Annotated in this window: 27 protein-coding genes and 1 pseudogene; 18 read left to right on the top strand and 10 right to left on the bottom strand. The window is 46.8% G+C overall.

Going from position 1 to position 26,919, the window contains the following annotated elements:
• Positions 1-675 precede the first annotated feature (675 nt).
• From ABK447_RS02540 to ABK447_RS02495, 10 genes are all read left to right on the top strand, one after another.
• On the top strand, positions 676-2,145 hold the full coding sequence (locus ABK447_RS02540) for a spore germination protein (protein ID WP_023357161.1): 1,470 nt from the start codon (positions 676-678) through the stop codon (positions 2,143-2,145).
• Positions 2,135-3,226 carry an endospore germination permease gene (locus ABK447_RS02535; RefSeq protein ID WP_349909418.1) on the top strand — a complete coding sequence of 364 codons (1,092 nt, stop codon included), beginning with the start codon at positions 2,135-2,137 and terminating at the stop codon, positions 3,224-3,226. Before ABK447_RS02540 ends, ABK447_RS02535 begins: the two co-directional genes overlap by 11 nt.
• Positions 3,216-4,349, top strand: coding sequence for a Ger(x)C family spore germination protein (locus ABK447_RS02530; protein WP_007407518.1), 1,134 nt, complete (start codon positions 3,216-3,218; stop codon positions 4,347-4,349). Before ABK447_RS02535 ends, ABK447_RS02530 begins: the two co-directional genes overlap by 11 nt.
• Positions 4,350-4,442: 93 nt before the next feature.
• Positions 4,443-5,432, top strand: a complete 990-nt coding sequence (locus ABK447_RS02525; RefSeq protein WP_039063758.1) for a LacI family DNA-binding transcriptional regulator — start codon at positions 4,443-4,445, stop codon at positions 5,430-5,432.
• The gene (rbsK, locus tag ABK447_RS02520; RefSeq protein WP_032869519.1) at positions 5,425-6,306 is read left to right on the top strand and encodes a ribokinase; all 882 of its coding nucleotides are present in this window, start codon (positions 5,425-5,427) and stop codon (positions 6,304-6,306) included. The genes ABK447_RS02525 and rbsK overlap by 8 nt, the downstream gene beginning before the upstream one ends.
• A complete protein-coding gene (gene rbsD / locus ABK447_RS02515; protein ID WP_020956442.1) occupies positions 6,303-6,698 on the top strand; it encodes a D-ribose pyranase in 396 nt (131 codons plus the stop codon). Before rbsK ends, rbsD begins: the two co-directional genes overlap by 4 nt.
• Before the next feature lie 16 nt (positions 6,699-6,714).
• Positions 6,715-8,208: a sugar ABC transporter ATP-binding protein gene (locus ABK447_RS02510; RefSeq protein ID WP_094031340.1), complete on the top strand. Its 1,494-nt coding sequence runs from the start codon at positions 6,715-6,717 to the stop codon at positions 8,206-8,208.
• Positions 8,198-9,169: a ribose ABC transporter permease RbsC gene (gene rbsC / locus ABK447_RS02505; RefSeq protein ID WP_015240722.1), complete on the top strand. Its 972-nt coding sequence runs from the start codon at positions 8,198-8,200 to the stop codon at positions 9,167-9,169. The genes ABK447_RS02510 and rbsC overlap by 11 nt, the downstream gene beginning before the upstream one ends.
• 13 nt (positions 9,170-9,182) lie before the next feature.
• A complete protein-coding gene (gene rbsB / locus ABK447_RS02500; protein WP_349909413.1) occupies positions 9,183-10,100 on the top strand; it encodes a ribose ABC transporter substrate-binding protein RbsB in 918 nt (305 codons plus the stop codon).
• A 60-nt stretch (positions 10,101-10,160) separates the two neighbouring features.
• Positions 10,161-10,694 (top strand): SH3 domain-containing protein, encoded by a 534-nt coding sequence (locus ABK447_RS02495; RefSeq protein ID WP_012118607.1) that lies wholly within the window; start codon positions 10,161-10,163, stop codon positions 10,692-10,694.
• Between the two features lie 124 nt (positions 10,695-10,818).
• Here the strand turns inward: ABK447_RS02495 and ABK447_RS02490 are convergent, their stop codons facing one another.
• From ABK447_RS02490 to alsS, 3 genes are all read right to left on the bottom strand, one after another.
• On the bottom strand, positions 10,819-11,343 hold the full coding sequence (locus ABK447_RS02490) for an NAD(P)H-dependent oxidoreductase (protein WP_020956445.1): 525 nt from the start codon (positions 11,341-11,343) through the stop codon (positions 10,819-10,821).
• 102 nt (positions 11,344-11,445) lie between these two features.
• A complete protein-coding gene (budA, locus tag ABK447_RS02485) occupies positions 11,446-12,213 on the bottom strand; it encodes an acetolactate decarboxylase (protein WP_124935051.1) in 768 nt (255 codons plus the stop codon).
• Between the two features lie 60 nt (positions 12,214-12,273).
• The gene (gene alsS / locus ABK447_RS02480; protein WP_007407527.1) at positions 12,274-13,986 is read right to left on the bottom strand and encodes an acetolactate synthase AlsS; all 1,713 of its coding nucleotides are present in this window, start codon (positions 13,984-13,986) and stop codon (positions 12,274-12,276) included.
• Between the two features lie 156 nt (positions 13,987-14,142).
• On the opposite strand from alsS, the gene alsR reads away from it, so the two are divergent.
• Both alsR and ABK447_RS02470 read left to right on the top strand, forming a co-directional pair.
• Positions 14,143-15,051: an acetoin biosynthesis transcriptional regulator AlsR gene (alsR, locus tag ABK447_RS02475; protein ID WP_007407528.1), complete on the top strand. Its 909-nt coding sequence runs from the start codon at positions 14,143-14,145 to the stop codon at positions 15,049-15,051.
• 195 nt (positions 15,052-15,246) lie between these two features.
• Positions 15,247-16,578, top strand: a complete 1,332-nt coding sequence (locus ABK447_RS02470; protein WP_012118610.1) for an arsenic transporter — start codon at positions 15,247-15,249, stop codon at positions 16,576-16,578.
• 49 nt (positions 16,579-16,627) lie between these two features.
• On the opposite strand, the gene ABK447_RS02465 is transcribed toward ABK447_RS02470, so the two are convergent.
• The 3 genes from ABK447_RS02465 to ABK447_RS02455 form a co-directional block, all read right to left on the bottom strand.
• Positions 16,628-17,302 (bottom strand): hypothetical protein, encoded by a 675-nt coding sequence (locus tag ABK447_RS02465; protein WP_007407530.1) that lies wholly within the window; start codon positions 17,300-17,302, stop codon positions 16,628-16,630.
• A gap of 41 nt (positions 17,303-17,343) precedes the next feature.
• The gene (locus ABK447_RS02460; RefSeq protein WP_094031341.1) at positions 17,344-18,237 is read right to left on the bottom strand and encodes a spore coat protein; all 894 of its coding nucleotides are present in this window, start codon (positions 18,235-18,237) and stop codon (positions 17,344-17,346) included.
• A gap of 122 nt (positions 18,238-18,359) precedes the next feature.
• The gene (locus tag ABK447_RS02455; RefSeq protein ID WP_025285385.1) at positions 18,360-19,454 is read right to left on the bottom strand and encodes a CotH kinase family protein; all 1,095 of its coding nucleotides are present in this window, start codon (positions 19,452-19,454) and stop codon (positions 18,360-18,362) included.
• Between the two features lie 140 nt (positions 19,455-19,594).
• Here ABK447_RS02455 and cotG point away from each other — a divergent pair, with 140 nt between their 5' ends.
• From cotG to ABK447_RS02440, 3 genes and pseudogenes are all read left to right on the top strand, one after another.
• On the top strand, positions 19,595-20,161 hold the full coding sequence (gene cotG, locus ABK447_RS02450; RefSeq protein WP_094031342.1) for a spore coat protein CotG: 567 nt from the start codon (positions 19,595-19,597) through the stop codon (positions 20,159-20,161).
• A 156-nt stretch (positions 20,162-20,317) separates the two neighbouring features.
• Positions 20,318-20,938: a flavin reductase family protein gene (locus ABK447_RS02445; protein ID WP_043020917.1), complete on the top strand. Its 621-nt coding sequence runs from the start codon at positions 20,318-20,320 to the stop codon at positions 20,936-20,938.
• A 164-nt stretch (positions 20,939-21,102) separates the two neighbouring features.
• Positions 21,103-21,396, top strand: a pseudogene (locus tag ABK447_RS02440) (hypothetical protein); the annotation flags it as partial.
• Between the two features lie 10 nt (positions 21,397-21,406).
• Here the strand turns inward: ABK447_RS02440 and ggt are convergent.
• Complete coding sequence (gene ggt / locus ABK447_RS02435; RefSeq protein ID WP_094031343.1) at positions 21,407-22,984, bottom strand: gamma-glutamyltransferase; 1,578 nt, start codon at positions 22,982-22,984, stop codon at positions 21,407-21,409.
• A 207-nt stretch (positions 22,985-23,191) separates the two neighbouring features.
• Here ggt and ABK447_RS02430 point away from each other — a divergent pair, with 207 nt between their 5' ends.
• The 3 genes from ABK447_RS02430 to chrA are packed head-to-tail and all read left to right on the top strand — an operon-like array spanning position 23,192 to position 24,805.
• Complete coding sequence (locus ABK447_RS02430) at positions 23,192-23,668, top strand: Lrp/AsnC family transcriptional regulator (RefSeq protein ID WP_007407537.1); 477 nt, start codon at positions 23,192-23,194, stop codon at positions 23,666-23,668.
• Between the two features lie 13 nt (positions 23,669-23,681).
• Entirely contained in the window at positions 23,682-24,272 is a 591-nt protein-coding gene (chrB, locus tag ABK447_RS02425; protein WP_094031344.1) for a chromate efflux transporter subunit ChrB, read from the top strand.
• Complete coding sequence (chrA, locus tag ABK447_RS02420; protein WP_015240730.1) at positions 24,269-24,805, top strand: chromate resistance efflux protein ChrA; 537 nt, start codon at positions 24,269-24,271, stop codon at positions 24,803-24,805. Before chrB ends, chrA begins: the two co-directional genes overlap by 4 nt.
• Positions 24,806-24,962: 157 nt before the next feature.
• Here the strand turns inward: chrA and ABK447_RS02415 are convergent, their stop codons facing one another.
• The 3 genes from ABK447_RS02415 to ABK447_RS02405 all read right to left on the bottom strand — a co-directional run bounded on the left by ABK447_RS02415 (position 24,963) and on the right by ABK447_RS02405 (position 26,849).
• Positions 24,963-25,679, bottom strand: a complete 717-nt coding sequence (locus ABK447_RS02415) for an endonuclease V (RefSeq protein ID WP_094031345.1) — start codon at positions 25,677-25,679, stop codon at positions 24,963-24,965.
• Positions 25,680-25,719: 40 nt separating this feature from the next.
• Positions 25,720-26,220, bottom strand: coding sequence for a hypothetical protein (locus ABK447_RS02410; RefSeq protein WP_099320010.1), 501 nt, complete (start codon positions 26,218-26,220; stop codon positions 25,720-25,722).
• Positions 26,221-26,411: 191 nt separating this feature from the next.
• Complete coding sequence (locus ABK447_RS02405) at positions 26,412-26,849, bottom strand: SMI1/KNR4 family protein (protein ID WP_099320011.1); 438 nt, start codon at positions 26,847-26,849, stop codon at positions 26,412-26,414.
• Positions 26,850-26,919 lie beyond the last annotated feature (70 nt).

Raw genomic sequence — 26,919 nt, 5'->3', positions numbered from 1 at the left:
CTATGAATTCTCAATCGGCATTATGTAACATAATGTTCCCGCTTTCACTGAGCCAAACTTCTCTATTAGTGACGCTATTCTTCCTATTATCGAATTGCTTTTTTTGGGAATAGGCAGGACTTCAACCTTACTTCAATTTTTCAAAAGAAAAATGAATGCGTTTACATTTTCACGCAGAAATTCATTTGGACCAATGGAACTATTCGCGTTCCGGAAGAAAAAGATGTAATGATAATCCATCTTTTCCAGCCCGTTTGTATCAGCGTTTTTCGCACTGCGCATACGTTTCGGGACTCTCTGTCCGCTGTGTGCAGACTGCCTGTTTTGTTAAGGATAAGGTCTTAAAGTCATTCATTTTTCCCCCGTATCCTGCTTTCAGTCCCATTCCAAAATAACTAGCGGAATGACTGGTACATGACAGAATAAGACGGGTCCGGAGTGTTTACAAGAAATACACATTTTATATGCGGAAAGCCTTTCTCCTTTTAAACCATTTACAGGACGTTTATCACTCTTTTGAAATAATTTTAATAAATCTTTATATTCGTTCAAGAAATATTCATCCATAATTGTGAAGTTCTTGGTAAAACATCGAGGAACTCCTCTATTTTATAAAATGCATAAAAAAGGAATACCCGCTGAAAACTACAGATAACCAGGAAAGGAGGCGGTCTGATGTCTGCGGATAAACAAAACAAACGGATTCCCGGCGATTTTGAATCGGCTGTACGGGAAATGCAGGAGCTGATGTGTGTTTGCGGTGATTTTAAAATACGAAGGATCAAACTGCAGGACCGTCATACCGCTTTCTTTTATATTGAACAAATGATAGAAGAACAGAAGCTGAATGAGTTTCTGTTAAGCGACACCCTGCAGAACGGCCCGCTTGAGGAAACGATGAATGCCGTCAGCAGTGCGGAAACGGATGAAACCAGAAAACTCATTGACGGGATTTTGGCCGGCCAGGTTGTTTTTCTCAGCGATGCATCGAGGAAAGCGAAGCTGTTTTCCGTCGGGCAGAATCCGCTGCGTTCCATTATGGAACCCGAATCTGAAAGTATCGTCCGCGGCGCCCATGACGGGTTTGTGGAAAGTTTGGAAACGAACATTCATCAGCTGCGGTTTCACATACAGGACCGCCATCTCTCCGTTCATTATATGGATATCGGGGAAAGAGCCAAATCAAAGGTTGCGGTTATCTTTGTTGAGAATATCGCCAATCCGGAGATTGTCGAGGAAGTGAAGCGGCGCCTGTCATACTTGCGTATAGACAGCGTGCTTGCGCCCGGGATTATCGAGGAATCAATAGAAGATAATTCGTTTTCCATTTTTCCGCAGATCATTCATACGGAACGGCCGGATAAAGCAAAAGCATGCGTGATGGAAGGCTGTGTACTGATCATGATGGACGGGAGTCCGTCGGCTTTGATTGCGCCGATCACATTCTTTTCCTTTTTTCAATCTCCGGATGACTACAGCACGAGGTGGATTTCTGCCAGTTTTTTAAGAGTGCTGAGATTTTTCGCCTTTATGATCGCGATTACGCTGCCCGCTTTTTATATCGCGCTGATTGCGTTTCATTTTGAAGTCATTCCCAACGATCTGATTATCACCATGAAAAATTCGATTGTTGATATTCCCTTTCCCCCGCTGATAGAAGCCATGATTATGGAAATTACGATTGAACTGATCCGCGAAGCCGGTATCAGGCTGCCGAGACCGATCAGTCAGACGATCGGCATTGTCGGCGGTCTCGTGATCGGTGACGCAGTCGTTCAGGCGGGACTCATTTCTAATATGATGATTATCGTCGTAGCCGTTACGGCTGTTTCTTCTTTTGTGCTTCCTTCATATGAAATGAGCACGTCCATCCGAACGCTCAGATTTCCGCTTATGTTTCTGGCATCCTCGTTCGGTTTTATCGGCATCGCACTCGGTTTCGGGCTTATTCTGATGAACCTGTGCAAGCTTGAATCACTCGGCGTTCCTTATTTATCATCTCTGACGCCGTTTCATTTCAGTGACTTGAAGGATGCATTTATCCGGCTGCCGGCTTGGTTTATTAAAAGAAGGCCTTTTTATTTGAGACCGCAAGACTCAAAGCAGATGAAACATGTTCGGGGGTGGAGAAAAGATGAAGCCTAAAAAAATAAGCCCGCTTCAAGGCGTGTTTTTCATTAATCAGACGCAGATCAGCATCGGCATTTTGGCGCTGCCCCATTTACTGATGATGAAATCGGGAAGCAGCGGATGGATTTCCATTCTGCTTACCGGATTGCTCGTCCAGCTTACATTCAGCCTGTATATGATATTATTTCACCGGTTTCCGAAGCTGAACCTGTACGAAATGCTGGAGGAGGTGTTCGGAACACTTGCCGGCAAAGGGGTGCAGGTGCTGTATATTTTATATTTCGCGTTTCTCTGCACGCTCATTCTTTCTGTATTTACACGGATATTGGATATCTGGGTGCTCCCTCAGACTCCGAATTGGGTGATCAGCTTAATGCTGATCCTCGGTTCTGTCTATATCGCCCAGGCTCCGCTGAATGCGATCGCCAGGTTCAGCTTTATTTTAACGCCGTTTTTGCTGCTGATCTCTCTGCCGCTTTTATACACGCTGGGAAAAGCCGATATCACATACATTATGCCGATTTTTCACGGAACCGCAAAAGACATGCTTACCGGGGTGCAGCAAACACTTGTCAGCATTACCGGCTTTCAGGCGGCGCTCGTGATCGGGCCCCTAATCAACTGCACCGTCAGCCAGCGCTACAAAATACTGACGATTTCAAACATCTTGATTATCCTTTATTACCTGTATATCACCCTTACTTGCTTTGTCACAATCAGCCCCGAAGAAATAAAAATGATCCCGGAGCCTGTGCTGTACCTGTTAAAAACCGTTTCATTCAGAATTATCGAACGGACGGATCTGCTCTTTTTGACGTTTTGGTTCGTGACCGTCTTTTCAACGCTGGCCAACGTGTTTTACTTGGCAAGCACCGGCATTGCCAAGCTGTTCAATCAAAAAGATCACAGCCGGTTTGTTTATCCGCTGGCCCTGCTCGTCTTCCTTCTGTCTATTTGGGCCACAAGCACAGATAAAACGATACAGCAGCTGGATCAGTTTTTCCGCATTTCCGATATTGTGTTTGTGTATTTGTTTCCTTTGTTTATGGTATTGATTATCCTTGTACGCAAAAAGGGTGTCCGCCATGCGCATTAAAAAAGCGGTTCTTATCAGTCTCATGTGCGCAAGCCTGACACTTGCGGGCTGCTGGGATCAAAATTTGCTGAAAGATATTTCTCTCGTGCTGACCGCAAGCCTTGATGTTGATCATGACGGTAAAAATAAAATCGGCATCACCTATCGGAAGGTTCAGTCCTCCCAGGCGGAACAGGAAACGGGCGGCTCATTCATTACGACGGTGCTCAGCGCTTCCGGGCACACCATCCGTGAAGCGCGGTTTCAATTGGATAAGCTTGTCGACCAGCGCATTGACACGTCCAAGCAAAGAGTCTTATTAATCGGTGAGAAAATGGCGGAAAAACCGCTTTTTCCTTATCTCGATGTCTTTTACAGAGATCCGAAAAGCCCGCTTCTCGCTCATCCGGCGGTTGTAAAAGACGGCGAGGCGATTGAAGTGCTGAAGCTGATCGTCCGGCAGAAATTGATCGTCAGCAAGTATTTAACGAATTTATTAACAAGCGCTAATGCGGAATCAAATATCAGCATGGAGAATTTGCAATCCATCCGTTCAAGCATGCTGACGGCTGATAAGGATTTCGCCCTACCTTATTTATCGATTAACGGACAGACGATAAAGATAGAGGGTTCTGCCCTGTTCAGCGGCCAGCGGAAAGTGACTGAGGTGCTCGGTCAGGATTCAACCCTCCTGACCCTTTTAAGCGGGCAATTTAATAAATCGGCTAATATTAATCTGAAGCTGTGGGACAAATACAAAATGGATATTGAAAATTATCTTTCTCTCGGCATCACGGATGCCACGCGAAAGATTGTATTTATAGATACAGATCCGCAGCATATAAAAGTGAAAATCCGTTTAAAACTGAATGCACGCGTCTTGGAATATCCAAAGGACAAGCTGAATTCTTATACGGCAATCGACCAAATAAACAAACAAGCCTCAGCAAATTTGAACAGCCAGGCCAGATCGGTGATCAGCCATATTCAGGAGCACAACTCGGATATCCTCGGCATCGGCCGGAAATATCAAACCCATTATTATGAGCGGGGCAAGCGGCTTAATTGGCGTAAGGTCTATCCTTCCATCGAGATCATCCCTGATATCAAAGTGAATATCTCACAAATCGGCATCGTGAACTAAAAGAGACCCCGGTCTCTTTTTTTGTTGCCAACCGAAATGATTCGTGTTACTCTTTTTATGTAAACGGTTACATAAGTGAAGGAGGAGTGTTTGTTGGCAACGATTAAAGATGTCGCAGGCGCTGCCGGCGTCTCTGTTGCCACGGTCTCGCGTGTCCTCAATGACAACGGCTACGTGCATGAAGATACACGAACGAAGGTCATGCTTGCCATGGAGAAGCTGAATTATTATCCGAATGAAGTTGCCCGCTCTCTTTATAAAAGAGAATCCAGACTGGTCGGGCTCTTGCTTCCGGATATTACGAATCCCTTTTTCCCTCAGCTTGCCCGCGGCGCTGAAGACGAGTTGCAGCGGGAAGGATACCGGCTGATCATCGGCAACAGCGATGAAGAATTGGAAAAAGAACTCGACTACCTGCAAACATTTAAACAAAATCAAGTTGCCGGTATTTTGGCGGCCACCCATTACCCCGACCTTCCCGAATACAGCGGCAGCCTTTACCCGGTCGTATTTCTGGACCGGACAAAAGAAGGCGCCCCATCCGTATTCAGTGACGGGCGGGCAGGCGGAAAACGGGCGGCTGAGGAAATGCTTCGCGGCAAAAGCACAAGCATCACGCTTGTCAAAGGCCCAGCCCACCTTTCGACCGCTCAGGAACGTTTTAACGGCGCACTTAACGTGCTGCAAAAAGCGAACGCGCAGTTCAATGTCATCTCCGCCGCTTCATTTTCCATCAAGGATGCCGCCATTTTAGCAGAAGAATTGTTTGCAGCATACCCTGAAACCGACGGAGTCATTGCCAGCAACGACATTGCGGCGGCTGCCGTCCTCCATGAGGCGCTGCGGCTCGGCAAAAAAGTTCCGGAGGAGATTCAGATCATCGGATACGACGATATTCCGCAGAGCAGGCTTTTGTTTCCGCCTCTTTCAACCATCCGCCAGCCTGCATATGAGATGGGAAAACAAGCGGCAAACCTGCTGCTGCAATTGATAAAGAAAGAGCCGCCGAAAGAGACGGCCATTCAACTGCCCGTGACTTACATACGAAGACAAACGACGAGAAAGGATGATCACCATGAGTGAAATTTGTGTTATCGGAAGCTGTTCTATGGATCTGGTCGTCACATCCGAACGGCGTCCGAAAGCCGGAGAAACCGTACTGGGCACAGACTTTCAAACCGTGCCCGGAGGAAAAGGCGCAAACCAGGCCGTAGCCGCTTCCCGCCTTGGCGCAAACGTATATATGGTAGGAAAAGCTGGAAGTGACAGCTACGGAAAAGCGATTATTGAAAACCTGAAGGCAAACGGTGTCAATACGGACTACATGGAAACGGTTACACATAAAAAAAGCGGAACGGCTCATATTGTGCTCGCAGAAGGAGACAACAGCATCGTCGTCGTAAAAGGCGCAAACGATGACATCTCCCCCGATTATGCCAAAAGTGCGCTGGCAAAACTTCCCGGCATTGATATCGTGCTGATCCAGCAGGAGATTCCTGAAGAAACCGTTGAAGAAGTGTGCAGCTACTGCCGCGCGCAGCAAATTCCGGTTATCCTGAATCCCGCGCCGGCCCGGCCGCTGAAACAATCGACGATTGAGGATGCCGCATATCTTACGCCGAACGAACATGAAGCGTCCATTTTATTTCCTGACCGGACGAAAGAAGAAGCGCTCGCCGGCTATCCCGGCAAACTGTTCATTACCGAAGGAAAACAAGGCGTGCGCTACTCAGACGGCACCGCGGAACGGCTTGTTCCCGCCTTCCCTGCAGAAGCGGTCGACACGACGGGAGCCGGCGATACCTTTAATGCGGCACTTGCCGTCGCACTCGCGGAAGGACGGGACATTGAGCAAGCGCTCCTGTTTGCCAACCGCGCCGCCTCCCTGTCCGTGCAGCACTTCGGCGCCCAAGGCGGGATGCCGGCCAGAAAAGAAGTTGAGGAGCTGCTGTCATGAAAAAACACGGAATGTTAAACAGCCACATTGCCAAAGTATTAGCCGATCTCGGGCATACAGACCTCATCGCAATCGCCGATGCGGGTCTCCCCGTCCCTGACGGTGTCCCTAAAATTGATTTGTCCTTAACGGCGGGCGTTCCCGCCTTTCGCGACGTGACCAGCCTGGTAGCCGGGGAGATGGCAGTCGAAAAGGTGATGGCCGCTTCCGAGATCAAAGACGCAAACCCCGAGAATGCAAGTTTCATAGAAAGCCATTTCTCAGCGCAGACGATCGAGTACATGTCCCACGAGGAATTCAAACGGCTCACACAGAAAGCAAAAGCCGTCATCCGAACGGGTGAAATGACACCATACGCCAACTGCATCCTGCAGGCGGGTGTGATTTTCTAGAAAGAAGGGATCCAGCATGCACATCGGCATGACAGACATTCATAAAGCATTCGGCAAAAACCAAGTGCTCTCCGGCGTCTCATTTGAGCTTCTGCCGGGAGAAATCCACGCTTTAATGGGAGAAAACGGAGCGGGCAAATCGACGTTAATGAATCTGCTCACCGGGCTCTACCGGCTCGACAAGGGAAACATTACGATAAACGGAACAAATATGAGCTTCTCCAATCCAAAGGAAGCCGAAAAGCACGGAATCGCCTTTATCCATCAGGAACTGAATATATGGCCGGACATGACGGTGCTTGAAAACCTTTTTATCGGCAAAGAGCTGACGACGGCGTTCGGCGTTTTGGAAACGAAGAAAATGAAAGCGCTAGCAAAATCACAGCTTGAAAAACTGGGAGTCTCTCTTCCTCTTGACCGGGAAGCCGGACAATGTTCCGTCGGACAGCAGCAGATGATTGAGATTGCCAAAGCGCTGATGACAAACGCCGAAGTCATTATTATGGACGAACCGACCGCGGCGCTGACCGAACGGGAAATCAGCAAACTGTTTGACGTGATGACGGCGTTAAAGCGGGACGGCGTATCCATCGTCTATATTTCGCACCGAATGGAAGAGATATTTTCGATTTGCGACCGGATCACCATTATGCGGGACGGCCTCACTGTCGATACGGCGCATATTAAAGACACTAATTTTGATGAAGTGGTCAAAAAAATGGTCGGGCGGGAGCTGACCGATCGGTATCCGACTCGCACGCCGTCACTCGGCGATAAGGTGCTCGAAGTGAAAAACGCCTCAAAAAAAGGAAGCTTTTCACAGATCAGTTTCCATGTGAGCGCCGGAGAAATCCTCGGCGTTTCCGGCTTAATGGGTGCCGGACGGACAGAAATCATGAGGGCGCTGTTCGGAATTGACAGGCTCGATTCCGGAGAGATCTGGATTTCCGGCCGAAAAACCGGCATTCGGGGTCCGTACGATGCCATCCGTAAGGGACTCGGCCTGATTACGGAGAACCGCAAAGATGAAGGGCTGCTGCTGGATACGTCCATTCGTGAAAATATCTCATTGCCGAACCTGACCAGCTTCTCTCCGAAAGGCATCATTGACCGAAAACGCGAGGCGGAGTTCGTTGAGCTGCTCATCAAGCGTCTGACCATTAAGACCGCATCTCCGGAAACCGCCGCCCGGCATTTATCAGGAGGAAATCAGCAAAAAGTCGTCATCGCCAAATGGATCGGAATCGGCCCGAAAGTTCTCATCCTTGATGAACCGACAAGAGGCGTCGACGTAGGCGCGAAAAGGGAAATCTATTCATTAATGAATGAACTGACCGATCGCGGAGTCGCCATCATCATGGTGTCTTCCGAGCTGCCGGAAATTCTCGGCATGAGTGACAGAATCATCGTCGTCCACGAAGGGCGCATCAGCGGAGAAATCAATGCGGCCGGCGCAACACAAGAACACATCATGACACTTGCCACGGGAGGGCAGCAGTATGAAAACTGAACCAATGACATCAACTGAACAAAAGCGATTTTCCATTCACACCTTTACGCAAAAACTCGGTCCGTTTCTCGGCTTACTGATTCTTGTGCTGATCGTTTCCGTTTTAAACCCGAGTTTTCTTGAACCCCTCAATATTCTCAACCTTCTTCGGCAGGTTGCGATTAACGCTCTGATTGCATTCGGAATGACGTTTGTCATTTTAACGGGAGGCATTGATCTCTCTGTCGGAGCCATCCTCGCCTTATCGAGCGCATTGGTCGCAGGTATGATGGTCTCAGGCATCGACCCGATCTTAGCCGTCATCATCGGCTGCGTAATCGGCGCCGTACTCGGCATGATAAACGGATTATTAATCACAAAAGGAAAAATGGCGCCGTTCATCGCCACTTTGGCGACAATGACCGTCTTTCGCGGACTGACCCTCGTCTATACGGACGGAAATCCGATTACGGGGCTCGGTTCAAGTTACGCATTTCAATTATTCGGGCGCGGTTATTTTCTCGGCATTCCCGTACCTGCCATTACGATGCTGATTGCATTTGCGGCCCTGTGGGTTCTTCTGCATAAAACACCGTTCGGCCGCCGGACATACGCCATCGGCGGCAATGAGAAAGCGGCGCTGATATCGGGAATCAAAGTGCCCCGCATCAAGATCATGATCTATTCTCTGACAGGTTTATTATCGGCGCTGGCGGGAGCGATTCTGACATCACGCTTAAATTCCGCACAGCCGACGGCCGGGGAATCATACGAGCTGGACGCCATCGCAGCGGTCGTTCTCGGCGGAACGAGCCTGTCCGGCGGTCGAGGGCGCATCATCGGTACACTGATCGGGGTTTTGATTATCGGTACGCTGAACAACGGCTTGAACCTTCTCGGCGTATCATCTTTTTATCAGCTCGTCGTCAAAGGAATCGTCATTTTAATCGCGGTGCTGCTGGACCGCAAAAAATCGGCATAGTAGGAGGACCATTATGAAGAAAGCCATCATCACGATTGCGGCATTATCACTGTTTTTGCTGTCCGCCTGTTCACTTGAACCGCCACAATGGGCAAAACCGTCAAACACAAAACATAAAAAAGAATTCACTATCGGGCTCTCCGTCTCCACATTGAACAATCCGTTCTTCGTTTCATTAAAAGAAGGCGTTGTAAAGGAAGCCAAAAAACGGGGCATGAAGGTCATTATTGTCGATGCTCAAAATGATTCATCTAAACAGTCAAATGACGTAGAAGATTTGATCCAGCAGGGAGTCGATGCGCTGCTGATCAACCCGACCGATTCATCAGCGATTTCAACAGCCGTCGAATCGGCAAATTCCCTCGGCATTCCCGTCATTGCGCTTGATCGTTCAGCCGAACACGGCAAAGTCGAAACGCTTGTCGCCTCTGACAATGTCAAAGGAGGAGAAATGGCGGCTGACTACCTCGCCGATCAGCTCGGAAAAGGCGCCAAAGTAGCGGAATTGCAAGGGGTGCCGGGCGCATCCGCAACACGGGAACGCGGAACGGGCTTTCATCATATTGCCGACAAAAAGCTGGATGTCGTAACAAAGCAAGCGGCGGATTTTGACCGTACAAAAGGATTGACCGTCATGGAAAACCTGCTGCAGGGACAGCCGGATATCAAAGCCGTGTTCGCCCATAATGATGAAATGGCACTCGGCGCGCTCGAAGCGATTAACAGCTCGGGCAAACACATTTTGGTCGTCGGTTTCGACGGAAATAAAGATGCGATTTCTTCCATTAAAAACGGAAAGCTGACAGCCACGGTCGCCCAGCAGCCGGAGCTGATCGGAAAACTGGCGGCCGAAGCGGCGGAGCAGGTGCTCAAAGGAGAAAAAGTCAAAAAAACCATTTCCGCTCCATTGAAACTTCAAACACAAAAATAACCGGCCGATGTTTAGACTTCCGGTAAAACGTGAAAGGATGAAGTAAAAGGAGAGATACAGATGAAGAAAACAGCCAAAGCGGCATCCATTCTGACCCTTGCAGCGGGAATAACAGCGGCTTCAGCTGCCGGAATAACGCCTCTTCCCGAGACACACGCGCAGGAAGCGGTCAAAATTGACGATCTGTACAGCTACCCGCTTGACTCTTATCTCGTTTCCGCGGAAGCATTGAACGTCAGAACAAAAGCATCAGCAGCCAGTCCGAGAGCTGATACCCTTCATTTAGGCGACAGCTTAAAGATCGTTTCATTCCAGAACGCTGACTGGGCTAAAGTACATTATAAAAACGGAAAAACAGGATTTGTATCTACTCATTATATTGTTAAAGAAGCAACAACCGTAAAAACGACGAAAAAAACAAAAGTATATACAGACAAACAAGCGGTCAAAGCTTCCCTTGCTAAAAACACGAGCGTTTCTTTCCTCGGATGGAAAAAGACAGCCGGCGGCGGCATTGACTTCGGCTGGGCGCTTGTCGATTACGGGGGCGCAACGGGATATATCAGCACAAAAGATCTGCAAAAACTGACATAATATCAAAACGGATTTCGCAAATTCAGCGCGAAATCCGTTTTTTCTTTCTTGAGCAGTCAGAAACGTCTAAGGTTCGAAATATTTCTCAGGAAATATTGTCAAATGAAGATGAATGCATACGACTCTAAAATGGCTTCTTTATGTAATCCGCCAGGCGTTTGGCATTGTCACGGATAGCCGCAGCATCGGCGCTGCTAACCCCGTACATCGCGAAAGCAGGCAAATAGGTCATACCCGTAAAATTAGCCATTGCCTGAAACGGCCTTAAGAGCTCGCTCAGTGAAAAATGGTTAGACCCGCCTGCCTGATATGCATCCTCTCCGGCACCTACGGAAACAGCCAGCAGCAATTCTTTGCCGTGCAGCGCCTTTCCTTTGGAGCCGTAAGCCCAGCCATACGCCAGCACATGATCCATCCATGTTTTTAAAAGCGGAGGCGCACTGTACCAATACAGCGGGAATTGAAATACGATCCGGTCATACTGTTCACACAGCTGCCGTTCCTTTTCCGCATCTATTTTCCCGTCCGGATATTCTTTATAAAGCTCACGGACCGTGATTTCATCATGATTTTTTAATTCTTCTGTCCACGCCTTATTGACCGCTGAGTTGTTCATGTCAGGATGAACCGCTAATACCAATACTTTCACAGCTACCACACCTTTCCCTTTTGACTGTATTTTACCTAATCTTTGCCGGTTCAGCCAAATAAAAAGAAAGCCCCCGAGAAAAATGGGGCTTTCTTTTTTAATTTATTCCGGGCTTCCTTCGGTTGTTTCGATATCCTTCGCAAAATTCGGATTATCTAAATTTGCGTTGAAAAAGTCCGCCGTATTCGGAAGCATGAGGTTCATATTCATTTTTTGAGAAATGGTCACTTTACAATCTTTAATGACATAGTCAAATACGTGTCCGCCGGAATTGCGTCCTTCATCAATGAAGTGCAGGTGATATCCGGAAACAGCGATGCCGTTTGCGTACCCCGGCGTCCAGAAGCCGGCGATTGTACCCTGAATGTCGTCAAAGTTGAACACAGGCTGTGTTTTCACCGCTTCGATCATCGGAACGTACGGTTTCTCCTGGCGTTCTACCGTTCTTGTCTGCACCTTTTTAAATACGCCGTCTAAACGGATCGCATAAAATAAGTTTTTACTAGGCAGAAGGCTGGCGATTTCCTGCTCGAATTCTTCACGGGTCATTTCGCCGTCGATCGTATGCGTCATATCAGGCGTGAAAAATGTGAATGAGCAGAATGGTGACAGGTCTCCGCCTTTAACAGGCGTAGCCGTTCCGTCGCCGCGCAGACGGTAAAATTCTCCGTCAAATCCGATTAATTCGCCGTCCAGTTTATTGAACGTGCCGATTCCGAAATCACCGAACTTCGGAATGTCAGCCATATCAAAATCTCCGTCATATACTCCGTCCAGCAGAGATGTCATTGTTGAGACTTGATAGATCTGATCCTCAGGTGAGCCTTTTTCTCCGCGGCTCATCATATGGATGTCGCTTGCGTTTTTCATATTCCCTTCACTCCTTTTAAATTGGGCTGTTTTAGAAAACAGGTCATGGTGCGCAGAGTGCTAGAGAGCTTTTGCTTTCATTTTTTCTTTGAATTGCTTCGGAAGCATGTCGCTTGATAAATGGACATTGTCACTGTAATCGACAGGAATGTCAATGATGACAGGGCCTTCTGTGTTCAAGCCTTTTTGCAGCACGTCTGCCAGCTGTTCCGGTGACTCAACGCGCAAGCCGGTGGCGCCGAAGCTTTCTGCATATTTTACGATGTCAATGTTTCCGAAATCTACGCATGATGTACGGTTATATTTTTTCATTTGCTGGAATGCGACCATATCATATGTGCTGTCATTCCATACAAGGTGAACGATCGGCGCTTTTAAGCGGACTGCCGTTTCCAATTCCATTGCAGAGAACAGGAATCCTCCGTCCCCTGAAACGGATACGACTTTTTCACCCGGATTCACCAATGTGGCGGCAATCGCCCAAGGAAGCGCTACGCCCAATGTCTGCATGCCGTTGCTGATCAACAGTTTCAGCGGCTCATAAGCGCGGAAGTAGCGGGACATCCAGATCGCGTGCGAACCGATATCGCAAGTGACGGTTACGTCGTCATCAATTGCATTGCGCAGTTCTTGGACGATTTGCAGAGGATGCACTCTGTCGGATTTATGGTCGCTTGGCGCCTTCTCGCTGTCTGTGAGCATCTGTTTTAATTCGCTCAGCACTTCTTGTTCACGGCTGCCCATATCAAATGTCACAGCGTCGTGTTCAATTTGTTTAACCGTAGCGGCGATATCGCCTAATAATTCTAATTCCGGCTGATAGGCATGATCGATATCGGCCTGGATTTCGTCAAGATGGATAATAGCACGGTCACCGTTTACGTTCCAGAACTTCGGATCGTATTCAATCGGATCATAACCGATCGTTAATACGACATCCGCCTGTTCAAGCAGAAGATCGCCCGGCTGGTTGCGGAACAGTCCGATCCGGCCGAAATATTGGTCTTCCAGCTCTCTGGACAATGTGCCGGCCCCTTGGTACGTTTCTACGAAAGGCAGTTTTGTTTTGGCAAGCAGTTTGCGGATTTGTTTTACCGCCTCCGGTCTTCCGCCTTTCATGCCGACTAACAGAACGGGAAGTTTTGCCGTCTGGATTTTCGCGATAGCCGCGCTGACCGCTTCTTCCGGTGCAGGGCCTTGTTTCGGCGCCGGCACGCTGCGTACGTTTTTCACATTTGTGATTTCATTCACAACATCCTGCGGAAAGCTCACGAAAGCCGCGCCTGCCTGACCTGCTGACGCTGCCCTGAAGGCGTTTGTTACCGCTTCTGGTATATTCCCTGTTTCCTGTACTTCTACACTGTATTTTGTAATCGGCTGAAATAGCGCCGCATTGTCCAATGATTGGTGTGTCCGTTTTAACCGGTCTGCGCGAATTACGTTACCCGCCAGCGCCACTACCGGATCACCTTCTGTATTAGCCGTTAACAAGCCGGTCGCCAAGTTGGATGCCCCCGGGCCTGAAGTAACGAGACAAACGCCTGGTTTTCCAGTCAGTCTTCCGACAGCCGCAGCCATAAATGCAGCGTTCTGTTCGTGACGGCATAAAACCAGTTCAGGTCCTTTATCTTTTAACGCATCAAATACTGCATCAATTTTTGCACCCGGAATGCCAAAAACATGTGTGACACCTTGCTCCACTAAGCAATCAACAACAAGCTCCGCCCCCCGATTTTTTCCAGAGGTTTTTAGTTCATTTGTTGCTTTTGCCAACACCCTCACTCCTTATTATGCATATTAAATATAAAATTTTAAGTAATTTGTGATATTATTCACTATACACTCTTTGGAAATTGACCTCCAATATCAATTCGCCGTATGATTAATATGTTTCACGAATAATTAACAAAGAGAAAGGAATGGATAAGGATGGAGCTTCGCCATCTTCAATACTTTATTGCCGTTGCCGAAGAACTTCATTTCGGCAAAGCTGCGCTTCGGTTAAATATGACACAGCCGCCTCTCAGCCAGCAGATCAAACAGCTTGAGAAGGAAGTCGGCGTGACCTTATTAAAGCGCACGAAACGGGTTGTAGAGCTTTCAGCTGCCGGAGAAAGTTTTTTAAAACACAGCAGAAACGCGATCGAAGAAATAGACAAAGCGATTGAAATGGCGCAGAGAACGGCGCGGGGAGAGCTCGGCCGCCTTGTCGTCGGTTTTGTCGGCTCGGCCACATATGAATTTCTGCCGCCGATCATTCGGGAATTCCGCGAAAAATTCCCCTCCGTCAAGCTTGATCTGCGTGAAATTTCTTCTTTCAGACAGCAGGAAGAACTTCTGAAGGGGAACATTGATATCGGCATCCTTCATCCGCCTTTACAGCATTCCGCGTTACATATGGAAAAGGTGCAGAGCAGTCCGTGCATTCTGGCTTTGCCGAAGCAGCACCCGCTTACCGCTAAACAGACAATCGACATTCAGGATTTAAAAAATGAACCGATTATCACACTGTCGAAAGAAACATGGCCGACTTTATACCTAGAGTTTGTAAACTACTGCGAGCAGGCGGGCTTCAAACCGAAAATCGTTCAGGAAGCGACGGAGTATCAAATGGTGATCGGATTGGTTAGTGCCGGCATCGGTGTAACCTTCGTGCCTTCTTCTGCTAAAAAGCTGTTTAATCTCGAAGTCGCCTACCGCGGCATTAATCAGGTGCAGCTCACGGCCGAATGGGTCATTGCCTACCGCAAGGATAATCAAAATCCGATCCTGAAACATTTTCTGGATATTATGAATAAACGCCAGGCTTTATTGCAGGCGGATAAGGAAAATGCATAAAAAAGAGGGCCGCCGAAAGCAGCCTCTTTTTTTTGTGCTTTTATGGATTTTTACTAAATTGGTAGAAACGCTCAGTACACCTTACGACCTGTACCCGTATACATACAGTACAACTGATCAGGAGGGATAAAAATAACGGGGCGGCAATGACCCATCTAAAAGGAGGCAGAACACATTACACATATTACCGTCATTTTGACCCTGATTTCTTTCTTTGTGACCATTATTTTTATATTTTGGAGACCCGGGGGATTAAATGAAGCCGTTCCGGCGTCGCTGGGCGCCATTCTCGTTTTGTTATGCGGAACCGTTTCCTTTCATGATTTGGGGGATATAGGGTCAAAAGTCACCGGAGCCTCAATAACCATTATCTCCACAATGATTATGGCGATCGCGCTGGAAAGCTTCGGTTTTTTTAACTGGGCGGCGGCCAAACTGCTTCACCGCGCCAAGGGATCGGGCATCCGGCTTTTTTGGCTGACCAACCTGCTCTGTTTTTCAATGACGCTCTTTCTGAATAATGACGGCAGCGTCTTAATCACCACTCCTATTTTACTATTGGTCTTACAATATCTCGGACTTAAAAGACATCAGAAAACACCGTATTTAATAAGCGGCGTATTAATTGCGACGGCGGCAAGCACCCCGATCGGCGTCAGTAATATCGTCAATTTAATTTCTCTCAAAATGATAGGCATGGACCTTTATTTGTACACCAATATGATGTTTATCCCCGGCACGCTGGGACTGGTGTTTATGGCCTTTCTGCTGTTTGCCGTTTTTTACCGCCGTTTGCCGAAACAGCTCCCCGATATTCCGGTTCATTTTGACTCGCTGGAACACAAACGATATCATCCGCTTCAGCCTCCGCCAGACCCGACCCAAAACAGCCGTACGAACATCATGTTTTGTGTTTTGGCATTTGTATTGTTCGTCCGGATCAGTCTGTTTGCAGCTTCTTACAACGGCATATCCGTTTCGCTCGTGGCTGTCATCAGTTCAGTCATCCTGCTTGGCTGGAGATGGTTTTATTTAAAAATCGGACCGGCAGATTTATTAAGGAAAGCGCCTTGGCATATCTTTATTTTTGCCTTCACGATGTACATTATCATCTACGGACTGCATAATATCGGACTGACGGCGCTGCTTGTTCAGTCTATTGAGCCTTATGTCTCACAAAGCATTGCCCACGCTGCATCTATTATGGGCATTGCTACATCCGTCCTCTCTAATTTGTTCAATAACCATCCCGCCTTAATGATCAGCACTTTGACATTAACTGAAATGTCCATCGACCCATTAACCGTAAAAATCATTTATCTGGCTAATATTATCGGCAGTGATATCGGATCATTGCTTCTGCCGATCGGGACATTAGCCACGCTGATCTGGATGCATATCATCAGACAGCACGGCGAAAAAGTTTCTTGGTCAGAATATATCAAAACGACCATTATCGTTGTCCCTCTCACTGTCGTGTTTACCATTACCGTTTTATATGTTTGGATCAGTTGGATTTACCTTTAGCTCCCATGAAAAAAAACTGCCTGCTGTATAAGAGAGGCAGTTTTATCATTTATGGCAGGTGCATGGTTTTTAAATGATTCAATTTCCAAAAAACAGTATCGCCGTCTGCATTGGTCAGTTCAAGAATATTATCTGAGACATCCTGCAACAGCCCCACTTTATTCGGTATATCTCCTAAATCCAGAATAATCAGCTTACCGATATATCTTTTTAATTGCTCCTCAAAATTCCGGACAAGGGGCACATTAGCGGGAACAACCGGCAGCTCTGAACTGTTTAATGTATACGGCGTCTGCTCATCGGAATAGGGTGTCAGCCATTTCAAATGATGCATCGAGATGAAAAGAGTCTTATAAACCGGAGAGAAGAAAACAAAATAATCATTTAAAACACTTGTCACATACCCATGAATGGAACGGTCTCCCGTAACAAATATTTCTGTGAATCTGCCTTTTATATGCTGGAGGGTATTCCGGTAAGAAAAGGAATGTTCCTGTTTTTCGGGATGCGGACTTTTTTTTCTTGCGTACGGTTCTTTATTCTCTTCGTCCGGGAGCGTCAATGTCATCCGCTGAAGATGCAGCAGCGGAATATAAAGAAACGTCCGGCCGTCATGAATCACAATGATATCCTGACCGATATCCAAAAGAGTTCCTGAAAATGTCGTATTCCCCGATATCTCAATATCGACTTGTTTATCCAGAAATCTGCTTAATCCAGCCATTTCATTCCCCCCTCTCCCGCGTTTACGGACAATCTTTCCAATCATTTACGGCCGCGTTTCCACCGATAATCTATTGTCCTTAATACAGTGGCGTAGCTATAAGAGACCTCTTTCTCCCGTTTTGAGGATCGAACGGATTTTGATGATCTTTTCGACTTTTTAGAGGAAGTACGCTGCTCTTCGCGTGATTCTTCTTCATGCGGCTTTTCTTCTTCGGCGCTCTCTTTCTCACCTTTATTCTCGTCTTCTTTATTCTCCTCTTTTTTAGCTGCTCCTTTTGCCCCTTCGCTGATGCTCTTGATATGAAAAGGATAGATCCGCAGCACTTCTTTATCTTTCACAAGAGTGTAGTGGCCGTCGGAATTATCCACAAGTATACCTTCAACGGCTTCAGGACCTCCGCGGTTGATGGATACCCATTTGTGGATCAGGCGTTTAAATATGCCGTGAAAATCATCAGCCATTTCAAATTCCGGGCGCTCCTCCTCTTGGCCGTCCTCTTCTTGTTCCGCGCTGATGCTTTTGACATGGTCGGCGTTAAAATATACAATTCCGTCATCTTCCGTTTCCAGCACGAGAAAATCATCCCCTGTTTCGTGAAGCTTTCCTCTTTTCGATTCGGGACCTCCCTGATTCAATTGCACCGTGCGATTGGTCATCCGGCTGATCAGGTCTTGAAAATCATCAGCTTTTTCACATTCTGCCGCTTCGGCCGGCGATACGGTTTCACTCGTATTTTCCGTCACACTTTTCACGTGTTTCCATTGATAATAAACGATTTTATTATCAACCTGAAGAGCGATATAATCCGATTGAATGTCTGCTAATCTCCCTGTCTTGGACTCCGGGCCTCCCCGGTAGACAGTAATCACTTTTCCTTCCATCGCATGCAAAAAGTTGTCATCAGACCGCTGCCGCTTCGTATTGCGTTTCATCTATTGTCCTCCTAGTCATTTTTCTCATAATGTAAAAAGCATAATGCATATATACGTATCACGATTATTTTCGGGAACTGATTCACCAGCCTATTTGTAAAAAATCTTTCTTCATTTCCAAATCAGATATTCCACCGCTCTAACTCACTGCTGATGAAGGCTGACCGCTCCTTAATGTATTCGCAAATCACTTCAGGCTCCCGGTCAAAGCAATCCATCTCTTCTTTCTTATATGGATCCTTCGCGACATGCGGCCTGATCTGCTCATACAGTGACATGACCTTCGGCTTCATATGTTCAATGGTAAACCGGGTCTGAAGCGTCTCTTCCAAAAGCCGTTTGTACGCTTTGCGGAAATACGGTTCATCCAGAAGCCTTGCAGTCAAGGTATTAAACCCTTGTATTCTGACATAATCGGCCTCCATCCGATCACCATGAATGTCTCTTCCCCACGTCGCATCGTAATCCCACGGAATGACTTCAAAAAGTCCCGTTTCATGATTCCGGTACAAAGCGTAATTATGGACAAATCCATCGTAGTTTGAGGTAAACACGATGCCCGCAAGCCACCGCAAATACTTATCGGCGTCCAAGTGTTTGACGATCTCCCCCTTGAACTCTGACTTCGGCACGGTATTAATTTTATAGATCATATCCTGCAAGTATAAATCGTCTTCTTTCGTTCCCGTTTTCTTTTCATAACCAAGTTCGAGCGATGTTTTCGTATCCCGCTCCAGATCACTGACGAGGGAGAAATTGGCGTCGTCATCAACCGCGTAAAAAACAGCGCCGTCCGCCAAATTCCGTTTCGCCAGAAAATATTCATCCACTGACTCCAGCTCAAGATACACCCCCTCATGTCTGCCATTGATTTGCAGGGTTACGAAATTCGCCTTTGGTGACAGCGTCCCAAGCTCCGCGAAGAAATCGAGAGACAGCTTATTCCGCATCATCGACGGATCTTTGTATTCAGCGTTTAAATGTATCTCTTTCGCCCTGCGAAATGTTTTCGGCGAATAAAAAGCGATATGATACGATTTTTTCTTAAAATCTCTTATATGCGAGCCGCGGTACGCCAGATCAATGTCAAGCCGTTTTTGATTCACTCTCAGCACCGCGGGCACCGGATCATCATCCCAAATGTCTTTTTTCAGCTCCATTAAGTCTTTCGGGTGAATAAACAGCTGGTATAGAGGCAATGTTGATTGGTCTTTCATCAGTAAACCTCCCTGTATTAATTTAGGCTGTGCTTTTTATATAAAACTCAGCGAATCACACATACACTTTTTTCATTCATGCGTACTATGTGGTAGTAAGGATCGCATCCTTAAAACATATATCATGAGGAGGTTTCAAAATGGGCCACTATTCCCATTCTGATATCGAAGAAGCAGTAAAGTCCGCAAGCACCGAGGGATTGGAAGATTATTTGTACCAAGAACCAAAAAGCAGTAAGAAGAGAAAATCTCGCAAGCATAAAAAATCCCGTTCTCACAAAAAATCTCGCAGTCATAAAAAATCATGCCGCTCTCACAAAAAATCTCGCAGTCATAAAAAATCGTGCCGCTCTCACAAAAGATCTCGCAGCCATAAAAAATCCCGTTCTCACAAAAAATCGCGCAGCCATAAAAAGTCCCGTTCTCACAAAAAATCTCGCAGCCATAAAAAATCCCGTTCTCACAAAAAATCTCGCAGCCATAAAAAATCCCGCTCTCACAAAAAATCTCGCAGCCGTAAAAAATCATGCCGGTCTCACAAAAAATCACGCAGCCACAAAAAATCATGCCGCCGCAAGAAAAAACGCACGCAGAAAAAACCTTATCGTCCTCAGAAAAAAGACCCTTGCAAAAAAGACGATTACTGCAGCAAAACAGAGTACTGGAAAGACGGGAACATCTGGGTTGTAAAGAAAAACTACAAGTAACACCATTCGTAAATAGGCTGCCGGCTAAACGGAAGCCTTTTTCCTCAATCAGATATATGCCACGTGATAAGATATGCAGCCGGTTTTCTTTTGTTGTGTTTCCGAATTTTCTTTCTGTATAATCAGGTCATACGATAAAGAAAGGCGGCCGAAATCATGCATATCTTACGAGCAGACGAACTGAACGCAAAAGACACTTACAAATTGCTTTCGGGCACAGTCGTTCCCCGGCCGATCGCATTTGTCACTACGCGGTCATCCATCAACGGCGCCGTAAACGCGGCGCCCTTCAGTTTCTATAACGTTGTCTCCGCAGAACCGCCGCTTCTGGCCATCTCAGTCAGCCGCGCGGACGGTCGGCAGAAAGACACCGCGAGAAACGCACTCGCTCATCGGGAATTCGTGGTGCACGTCAGTGATGAGTCCATTATTGAAGACATTAACAAAACGGCGGCAAGGCTTGATCCTGATGTCAGTGAGCTTGGCATGACAGACCTTTCTGTGACAGACAGCGCTTGCATCAGCGTTCCCGGTATAAAAGAAGCAAAAGTGAGGTTTGAATGTATACTCGAACGCCATCTTCCGTTCCAAAATGACAGCGGAGAAACGACGACAGACCTCATCATCGGCAGAGTCGTTTGTTTTCATTTGAATGACCAAGTATATGACGCCGATAAAGGCTACATACGGACAGATGAGCTGAAGCCTGCGGCAAGGCTCGCGGGGAATGAATACGTCAGACTCGGGAAGACATATACGCTTGTCCGCCCGACCTGAAGCAGGAACCATTATAATAGAAGAAACTAGTCAAAAAGACCCCTTTCGAAAGGGGTCTTTTTGAGTCTTTTACCATGTAACTCAGCCTAATGTCTTATAGAATGCCGAAACTTACAAGGCCATCACTCGTATGAAACGAGAGACACATTTTTAGGAGGAAGATGATGGATTTCATTCAGTTACTGATTTTTTCAGCCATATTTATTTTGCTCAGCCTTATGTTTCAAGTATTTGCCGTCAAAGTTCTCAATATCGATTAATCGAAATCACACTGCTTATTACGGGCATCGCAGCGGTGACTTTTTTCAATGAAATGTACGTATTTGCGGGAGTTGTTTCTATTTTGCTGCAGCGGCATAATGGAATGGCGGCACCGGCGGGAGGAAAAGCAATATGTGTACGATTCGTTTTACGCGGGTCTTTCTGCCGCGCTTGGCGTGCTTATTTTTTTCATCAGTCAGCGTAGCTCTATACTCCTGCGGCCGCTCCGTCGCCGCGCGGGTCGGCCCCGCCTTGGAGAAAGCCTTCTTCATCAATGACGATCGCTGCCGCATGGCCCATAAGCCCGTCAAAATCACCAACGGTCTCGACGCGGTGGCCGCTCTGCCTTAGAGCTTCTCTCGTCTCAGGGCTGATTCTGCTTTCAACCCTCAGCCCTTCATACTCCTCTCCCCATGTCCGTCCCCAGACCCAGCGCGGCTCATTGATCGCCTGCTGGGGGTCCATTTTGTAATCAATGATGCGCGTAATCATCGCTGTCTGAGTTTGCGGCTGGCCTTCTCCTCCCTGGGTTCCGTACAGGATGTGAGGCTTTCCTTCTTTACAGGCCATCGCCGGCATGAGGGTGTGGAACGTCCGCTTGCCGGGTTCAAGTGTATTGACATGGGATTCGTCCAACGAAAAAAATGACCCGCGGTTTTGCAGCAGAATGCCCGTCTCCCCCGCTGTAACGGCAGATCCGAACTCGAAATAGAGGCTCTGAATAAAGGAAACGGCATTTCCTTCCGCATCGGCGACGGCGGCATAAGCTGTGTCGCTTCCGACCGGCCGGCTTACCGCCGGCGCAGCCACGTTACCGATTTCTTCCGCAAGCTGCTTTGCATACCGTTTATCAAGCAGCCGATCCAGCGGAATATGAGAAAATGCCGGATCAGTCAGCACTTCATTCCGGTGCTGAAAACTCTTCTTCAGCGCCTCGATCAGCAGATGATAATAGTCAAATGAACCGTGTTCGATCTGAGAAAAATCATAGTTTTCCAATATATTGAGCGTCATTAAGCCTGTAAAGCCCTGTGAATTCGGCGGAGCCTGATAGATTTTGCACCCGCGGTAATCGGAGGATACCGGGTTCGTCCACTCGCCGCGGTGGGCTTTAAAGTCATCAAGTGTCAGACGGCTGCCGTTGTTTTGCAGAAAGGATGTGATGCGTTGAGCGAGGTCTCCTTCATAAAAAGCGCTTCTGCCTTTCTCGGCAAGCTGCTCCAAGCTGGCCGCCAGATCCTTTTGGACAAACCGTTCACCGGGCATGGGCGCTTTTTTGTTTCTCGTATAAATGGCCGAGGTGTAAGGCATCGAGGCTAAAAGAGCGAGATTGCGTTCTGTGTGGGCGCATTGGTCGGCAGAGACCGGAAATCCGTTTGCCGCATAATCAAGAGCTGGCTTCAGCACCTCAGCGAGCGAAAGACGCCCGTACGCCGAAAGCACGGCATCCCAGCTGTCCGCCATTCCCGGAACGGTAATGGCGCTTTCTGTCCCGCGCAGAGGGATCGCTTCTCTGCCCCGATACAAGTCTCTCGTCACATGCTTCCCTGAACGGCCGCTTCCGTTATAAGCTTTGATTCGTCCCGTTTCTTTATGGTAAGTGAGCCAAAATGAATCCCCGCCAAGGCCCGTCATATGCGGATACACGACTGCCAGACAGGCGCTGACCGCCACTGCCGCGTCAAACGCGTTTCCGCCCTTTTCCAGAATGCCGGCCCCCGCCTGAGAAGCGAGATAATGCGGACTGACGACCATTTGTTTCGTTCCGATGGTTGAAGTATTCATGGCAAGCCCCTTTACAAATTTTCTCAATTATAAAAAGCGGCTTCGCGGCCATCCACATTCCTGAAAGAAAATCTCACACACTATTTACTTTTCGATAAGAAATAATTCTAAGTCATTACGTATCGAAAACAATAAAAAATTTCTCCCTTCATACCGTAACGTTTCATGATACAATAATGTCTACCAAATGAAGGAAGGTGAAGCGGGTTGGAACATGAATACAGCATTCCGAATCTTGTCCTTGATGAAACGGATAAACAGATTCTTTCGATTTTGCACGAGGAAGGGAGGATTTCCTATACAGACGTAGGAAAGCGGGTTAACCTGTCGCGAGTGGCGGTTCAGCACCGCATTCAGCATTTACTCGATGCCGGTGTGATTGAAAAATTCACCGCTGTCATCAACCCGGCGAAAATCGGCCGCCATGTGTCCGTGTTTTTTAATGTGGAGGTGGAGCCGCAGTATTTGGAGGAAACCGCATTAAAGCTTGAAAAGGAACCGGCAGTGACAAGCCTTTATCATATGACCGGACCGAGCAAGCTGCATATGCACGGTATTTTCGCAAATGATCAGGAGATGGAAGAGTTTTTGACAAAACGGCTCTATACGCAAAAAGGCGTCGTCAGCGTCGACTGCCAAATGCTGATTAAACGGTATAAAAGCAGAACGGGCATGAAGCTGTAAGGAGGACATAGCCATGAGACATCCCTATTGGGACATTACGGCGGCGATGGTCCGAACGGGCATTTTCGGATTCGGAGGCGGACCTTCCGTGATCCCGCTCATCCGCCATGAAGCCGTCAATAAATACAAATGGATAGATGATGATGAATTCGGAGAAATATTAGCGATCGCAAATGCGCTTCCCGGACCGATTGCCACAAAAATGGCCGCGTATCTGGGCTTTAAGCTGAAAGGCACGTTAGGCGCAATCGTGGCAACCCTTACCCATATTCTGCCTACATGCCTTGCTATGGCGGGCTTGTTTGCGGCTGTCAATGTCTTAAGCCACTCAGCAATTGCTGCCGGCATGATTGGCGCCGTAACACCGGTAATCGCCGTCATGCTCGGCATTATGGCGTACGAGTTTGGCCAAAAAGCGCTTAAAGGTTTCGGCTGGGTCACCGGCATTCTGTTTTTTATCATCGCTTTTATCGGCCTGCAAACGCTGCAGATCAATCCCGGCTTTGTCATTATTATTTTCTTAGCATACGGCGCGTTTCATTTTAAATTAAAGGACAAAATCACAAATAAACGTTCAAAAGATAAAGGAATGTCGGCCTCATGATCATGATTTATGTATTTATGGCGTTTTTTGTCGCAAACGCACTCGGATATGGAGGCGGACCGGCGTCAATCCCGCTGATGTTTGAAGAAGTCGTCAACAGATACAGCTGGCTCTCAAACGATCAATTCTCAAATATGCTCGCGCTTGCGAACGCATTGCCAGGCCCGATCGCCACCAAAATCGCGGCGTATGTCGGCTACAGCGCAGGCGGGTGGCCCGGGTTCCTGATTGCGCTGATCGCCACCGTCGTACCGTCGGCGCTCGCATTGATCGTCCTCTTGCGCATCATTCAGCGCTTCCGCCAATCACCCGTCATCAAAGGCATGACGCTGTCCGTCCAGCCTGTCATCGCCGTCATGATGCTCATTCTTACCTGGCAAATCGGCGCAGACGGCATCAAAGCGATCGGCTGGGTTCAAGCGATAGTGATTGCGGGGATTTCCCTTCTTGCCTTGACAAAATTCAAGATGCATCCGGCCTTCCTGATTATCGCGGCGTTTTTGTATGGAGGTCTTGTGGTTCCTCATTTATAAAGAAAAGCACCTGGATAGGTGCTTTTTGTTTCAGTCCCGATATATTGTTCGATATAGATAACTGTTTCTTCGTCTATGCTTCTTACATGTGGTTCCTGTCATCCTCCCAGATGGCCTGATCAATAAAAAACATTTGCAGCCTCCCGGACTGCAAGTGTTACACGTGATTTTTCCGATAAAACGTTCGCAAAACATGCGTTTCAAGGTCAGCCAGACGGACAGGGATCGGCAGCCTGCTGTCTCGATTGATCATTTTCATTGTGATCTGATAGCTGATTTCTAAATCAATGTTATGTCCGCAAGACAAGAAGATAGGCTTCACGTCCCGCCGTGTCCGAAGCGCCCGGCCATATACCTCGCCGTCAATGAGAATATCGGTGCAGGCGCCGACTTCATTTTCGGGCATCTCAAAATCGCATCCTTTGATTTTGAGATAGGTTTTCGCAATCCCAATTGTAGGCTTACCCAGAAAAAAAGCCGCATGGGTGGCAACGCCCATATGATTGTAGTGCAGATACCCGTTGCCATCAAACAAAAACACATCCGGCTCCGCCTCCAGCTTTTCGGCCGCTTCAATGATCAGCGGCAGCTCGCGAAACGCAAGAAAACCGGAAACATACGGCACGCTGATTTTCCCCATGCTGTGCACTTTTTCAATCACTTCTTTTGTATCAGCGTCAATCACGATGATACTGCATACGCCGTACGGTTCCCCGTCCTGCTCCCAATAAGCGAGGTCGACGCCTGCGCATGTGTTGACGGAGTCTGGATGGATGACGGGGGATAGGTTGATTTTATGTATTAGGGATTGTTGTGTTTGAATAAAGTCCGATTCATCATTTAGATCAAAATCGTGAATTTGATGTATTTTCATTTCATTGGTTTTCCTCATTTTCATTTCTAAAATCGTCTTTTCAGTTCAAGTTCTTCATTTCGATATACAATGCAATAAAACTTCCATAAGGATACTCTCCATCCCAGCCACATGGAAAATAGCCCGCTTTATAAATTTTGAAAAGTTTTTCAAAAAAATTGTCTGTTTTCCCGTTTACTGCTCTATTTATTGCACAATTATTTAGATCTGCTACGATCTCTTCAAGAAAAGTATTAAATTCAGTCGTAGCACTTCTGACATTTTCCGAAAAAATTTTCAGAAGCATGTCTAGGTTTTGTGGTTTTTGATCATCGTTTAATTCATAAAATTTTCCCCATACCTCACTCATCTCGTTTTCTTTTATATCTTTCCACGCATATTCATCTTCACCAATTACATCTTCGTAAGCATAGTACTTAGCTTTTTCTTCATCATTAATAATTTTAGTAAAATAAGAGATATCATGTGATGCAACTGCTTTAAAGGTTTTGGAAAAATCAATAACTTCTTTTACCTGATTATGATAATGTCCGTATTTCATTACTTTATACACCTTTCCTAAGTACAACCGTAGGGTTACCAACTCTCCGGTAACCGGAACGCAGCCTAAAGCCAAATAAATTATTCAGAATTTACAAAACAGAAAACAACAATTCACCTATGAAAAAACCTTGAAAGGCTTCAGCAGCCATCAAGTTTAATTAATTTTTCTAACCATTCCCTCTTATAAGTCTAATCCTCAATTAAATCAATATAATATTCGTTATCATTGAGGAACTTTTTAAAAAAATCCTCTAACGACTCAGCTATTTGAGTGTCAAAATAAAATATTGGATTGTTTTCTAATTGTAAATATATAGAAATATAAACACCCTCGTTTACTTCAAAAAAAATAAGTTTATTTTCATCATCATAAAGTTCATCTAAATCTGGGTCAAACTCAAAAATTCCTTCTCTTAGTCTAATGTCGGCTACTGCCCCTGGCCCCAATATCCTATTAATTGCATTATCACTTTCACCTTTAATAAAACCATAACCGACTTCTAAATATAATTGTTTTAAATCATTTGGAATATCTACTTTCATTCTTTGTTCAGCTTTTAATATATCCTCTTCAGGTACCTTATATGTTTTATTTTCTAAATGATTTATAAATTCAAATTCAGCCATGAACTATTTTTACCTCCTTGGAAAGCAAACATTCATTTTTCGTTCAGCTATTCCTGTTACATACAAAGAA

Origin of the sequence: Bacillus sp. hwrm1, assembly GCF_040207805.1 — a bacterium.
Taxonomy (GTDB): domain Bacteria; phylum Bacillota; class Bacilli; order Bacillales; family Bacillaceae; genus Bacillus; species Bacillus velezensis.
This window is presented reverse-complemented; position numbering and strand designations above follow the sequence as displayed.

Bases quoted from the DNA above. Each gene is read 5' to 3' on its own strand.
- ABK447_RS02540 (WP_023357161.1), top strand. From the start codon at position 676: ATGTCTGCGGATAAACAAAACAAACGGATTCCCGGCGATTTTGAATCG.
- ABK447_RS02535 (WP_349909418.1), top strand. From the start codon at position 2,135: ATGAAGCCTAAAAAAATAAGCCCGCTTCAAGGCGTGTTTTTCATTAAT.
- ABK447_RS02530 (WP_007407518.1), top strand. From the start codon at position 3,216: ATGCGCATTAAAAAAGCGGTTCTTATCAGTCTCATGTGCGCAAGCCTG.
- rbsK (WP_032869519.1), top strand. From the start codon at position 5,425: ATGAGTGAAATTTGTGTTATCGGAAGCTGTTCTATGGATCTGGTCGTC.
- rbsD (WP_020956442.1), top strand. From the start codon at position 6,303: ATGAAAAAACACGGAATGTTAAACAGCCACATTGCCAAAGTATTAGCC.
- ABK447_RS02510 (WP_094031340.1), top strand. From the start codon at position 6,715: ATGCACATCGGCATGACAGACATTCATAAAGCATTCGGCAAAAACCAA.
- rbsC (WP_015240722.1), top strand. From the start codon at position 8,198: ATGAAAACTGAACCAATGACATCAACTGAACAAAAGCGATTTTCCATT.
- rbsB (WP_349909413.1), top strand. From the start codon at position 9,183: ATGAAGAAAGCCATCATCACGATTGCGGCATTATCACTGTTTTTGCTG.
- ABK447_RS02495 (WP_012118607.1), top strand. From the start codon at position 10,161: ATGAAGAAAACAGCCAAAGCGGCATCCATTCTGACCCTTGCAGCGGGA.
- budA (WP_124935051.1), bottom strand. From the start codon at position 12,213: ATGAAAAACGCAAGCGACATCCATATGATGAGCCGCGGAGAAAAAGGC.
- alsR (WP_007407528.1), top strand. From the start codon at position 14,143: ATGGAGCTTCGCCATCTTCAATACTTTATTGCCGTTGCCGAAGAACTT.
- ABK447_RS02465 (WP_007407530.1), bottom strand. From the start codon at position 17,302: ATGGCTGGATTAAGCAGATTTCTGGATAAACAAGTCGATATTGAGATA.
- ABK447_RS02460 (WP_094031341.1), bottom strand. From the start codon at position 18,237: ATGAAACGCAATACGAAGCGGCAGCGGTCTGATGACAACTTTTTGCAT.
- ABK447_RS02455 (WP_025285385.1), bottom strand. From the start codon at position 19,454: ATGAAAGACCAATCAACATTGCCTCTATACCAGCTGTTTATTCACCCG.
- cotG (WP_094031342.1), top strand. From the start codon at position 19,595: ATGGGCCACTATTCCCATTCTGATATCGAAGAAGCAGTAAAGTCCGCA.
- ABK447_RS02445 (WP_043020917.1), top strand. From the start codon at position 20,318: ATGCATATCTTACGAGCAGACGAACTGAACGCAAAAGACACTTACAAA.
- ggt (WP_094031343.1), bottom strand. From the start codon at position 22,984: ATGAATACTTCAACCATCGGAACGAAACAAATGGTCGTCAGTCCGCAT.
- chrB (WP_094031344.1), top strand. From the start codon at position 23,682: ATGAGACATCCCTATTGGGACATTACGGCGGCGATGGTCCGAACGGGC.
- chrA (WP_015240730.1), top strand. From the start codon at position 24,269: ATGATCATGATTTATGTATTTATGGCGTTTTTTGTCGCAAACGCACTC.
- ABK447_RS02415 (WP_094031345.1), bottom strand. From the start codon at position 25,679: ATGAAAATACATCAAATTCACGATTTTGATCTAAATGATGAATCGGAC.
- ABK447_RS02410 (WP_099320010.1), bottom strand. From the start codon at position 26,220: ATGAAATACGGACATTATCATAATCAGGTAAAAGAAGTTATTGATTTT.
- ABK447_RS02405 (WP_099320011.1), bottom strand. From the start codon at position 26,849: ATGGCTGAATTTGAATTTATAAATCATTTAGAAAATAAAACATATAAG.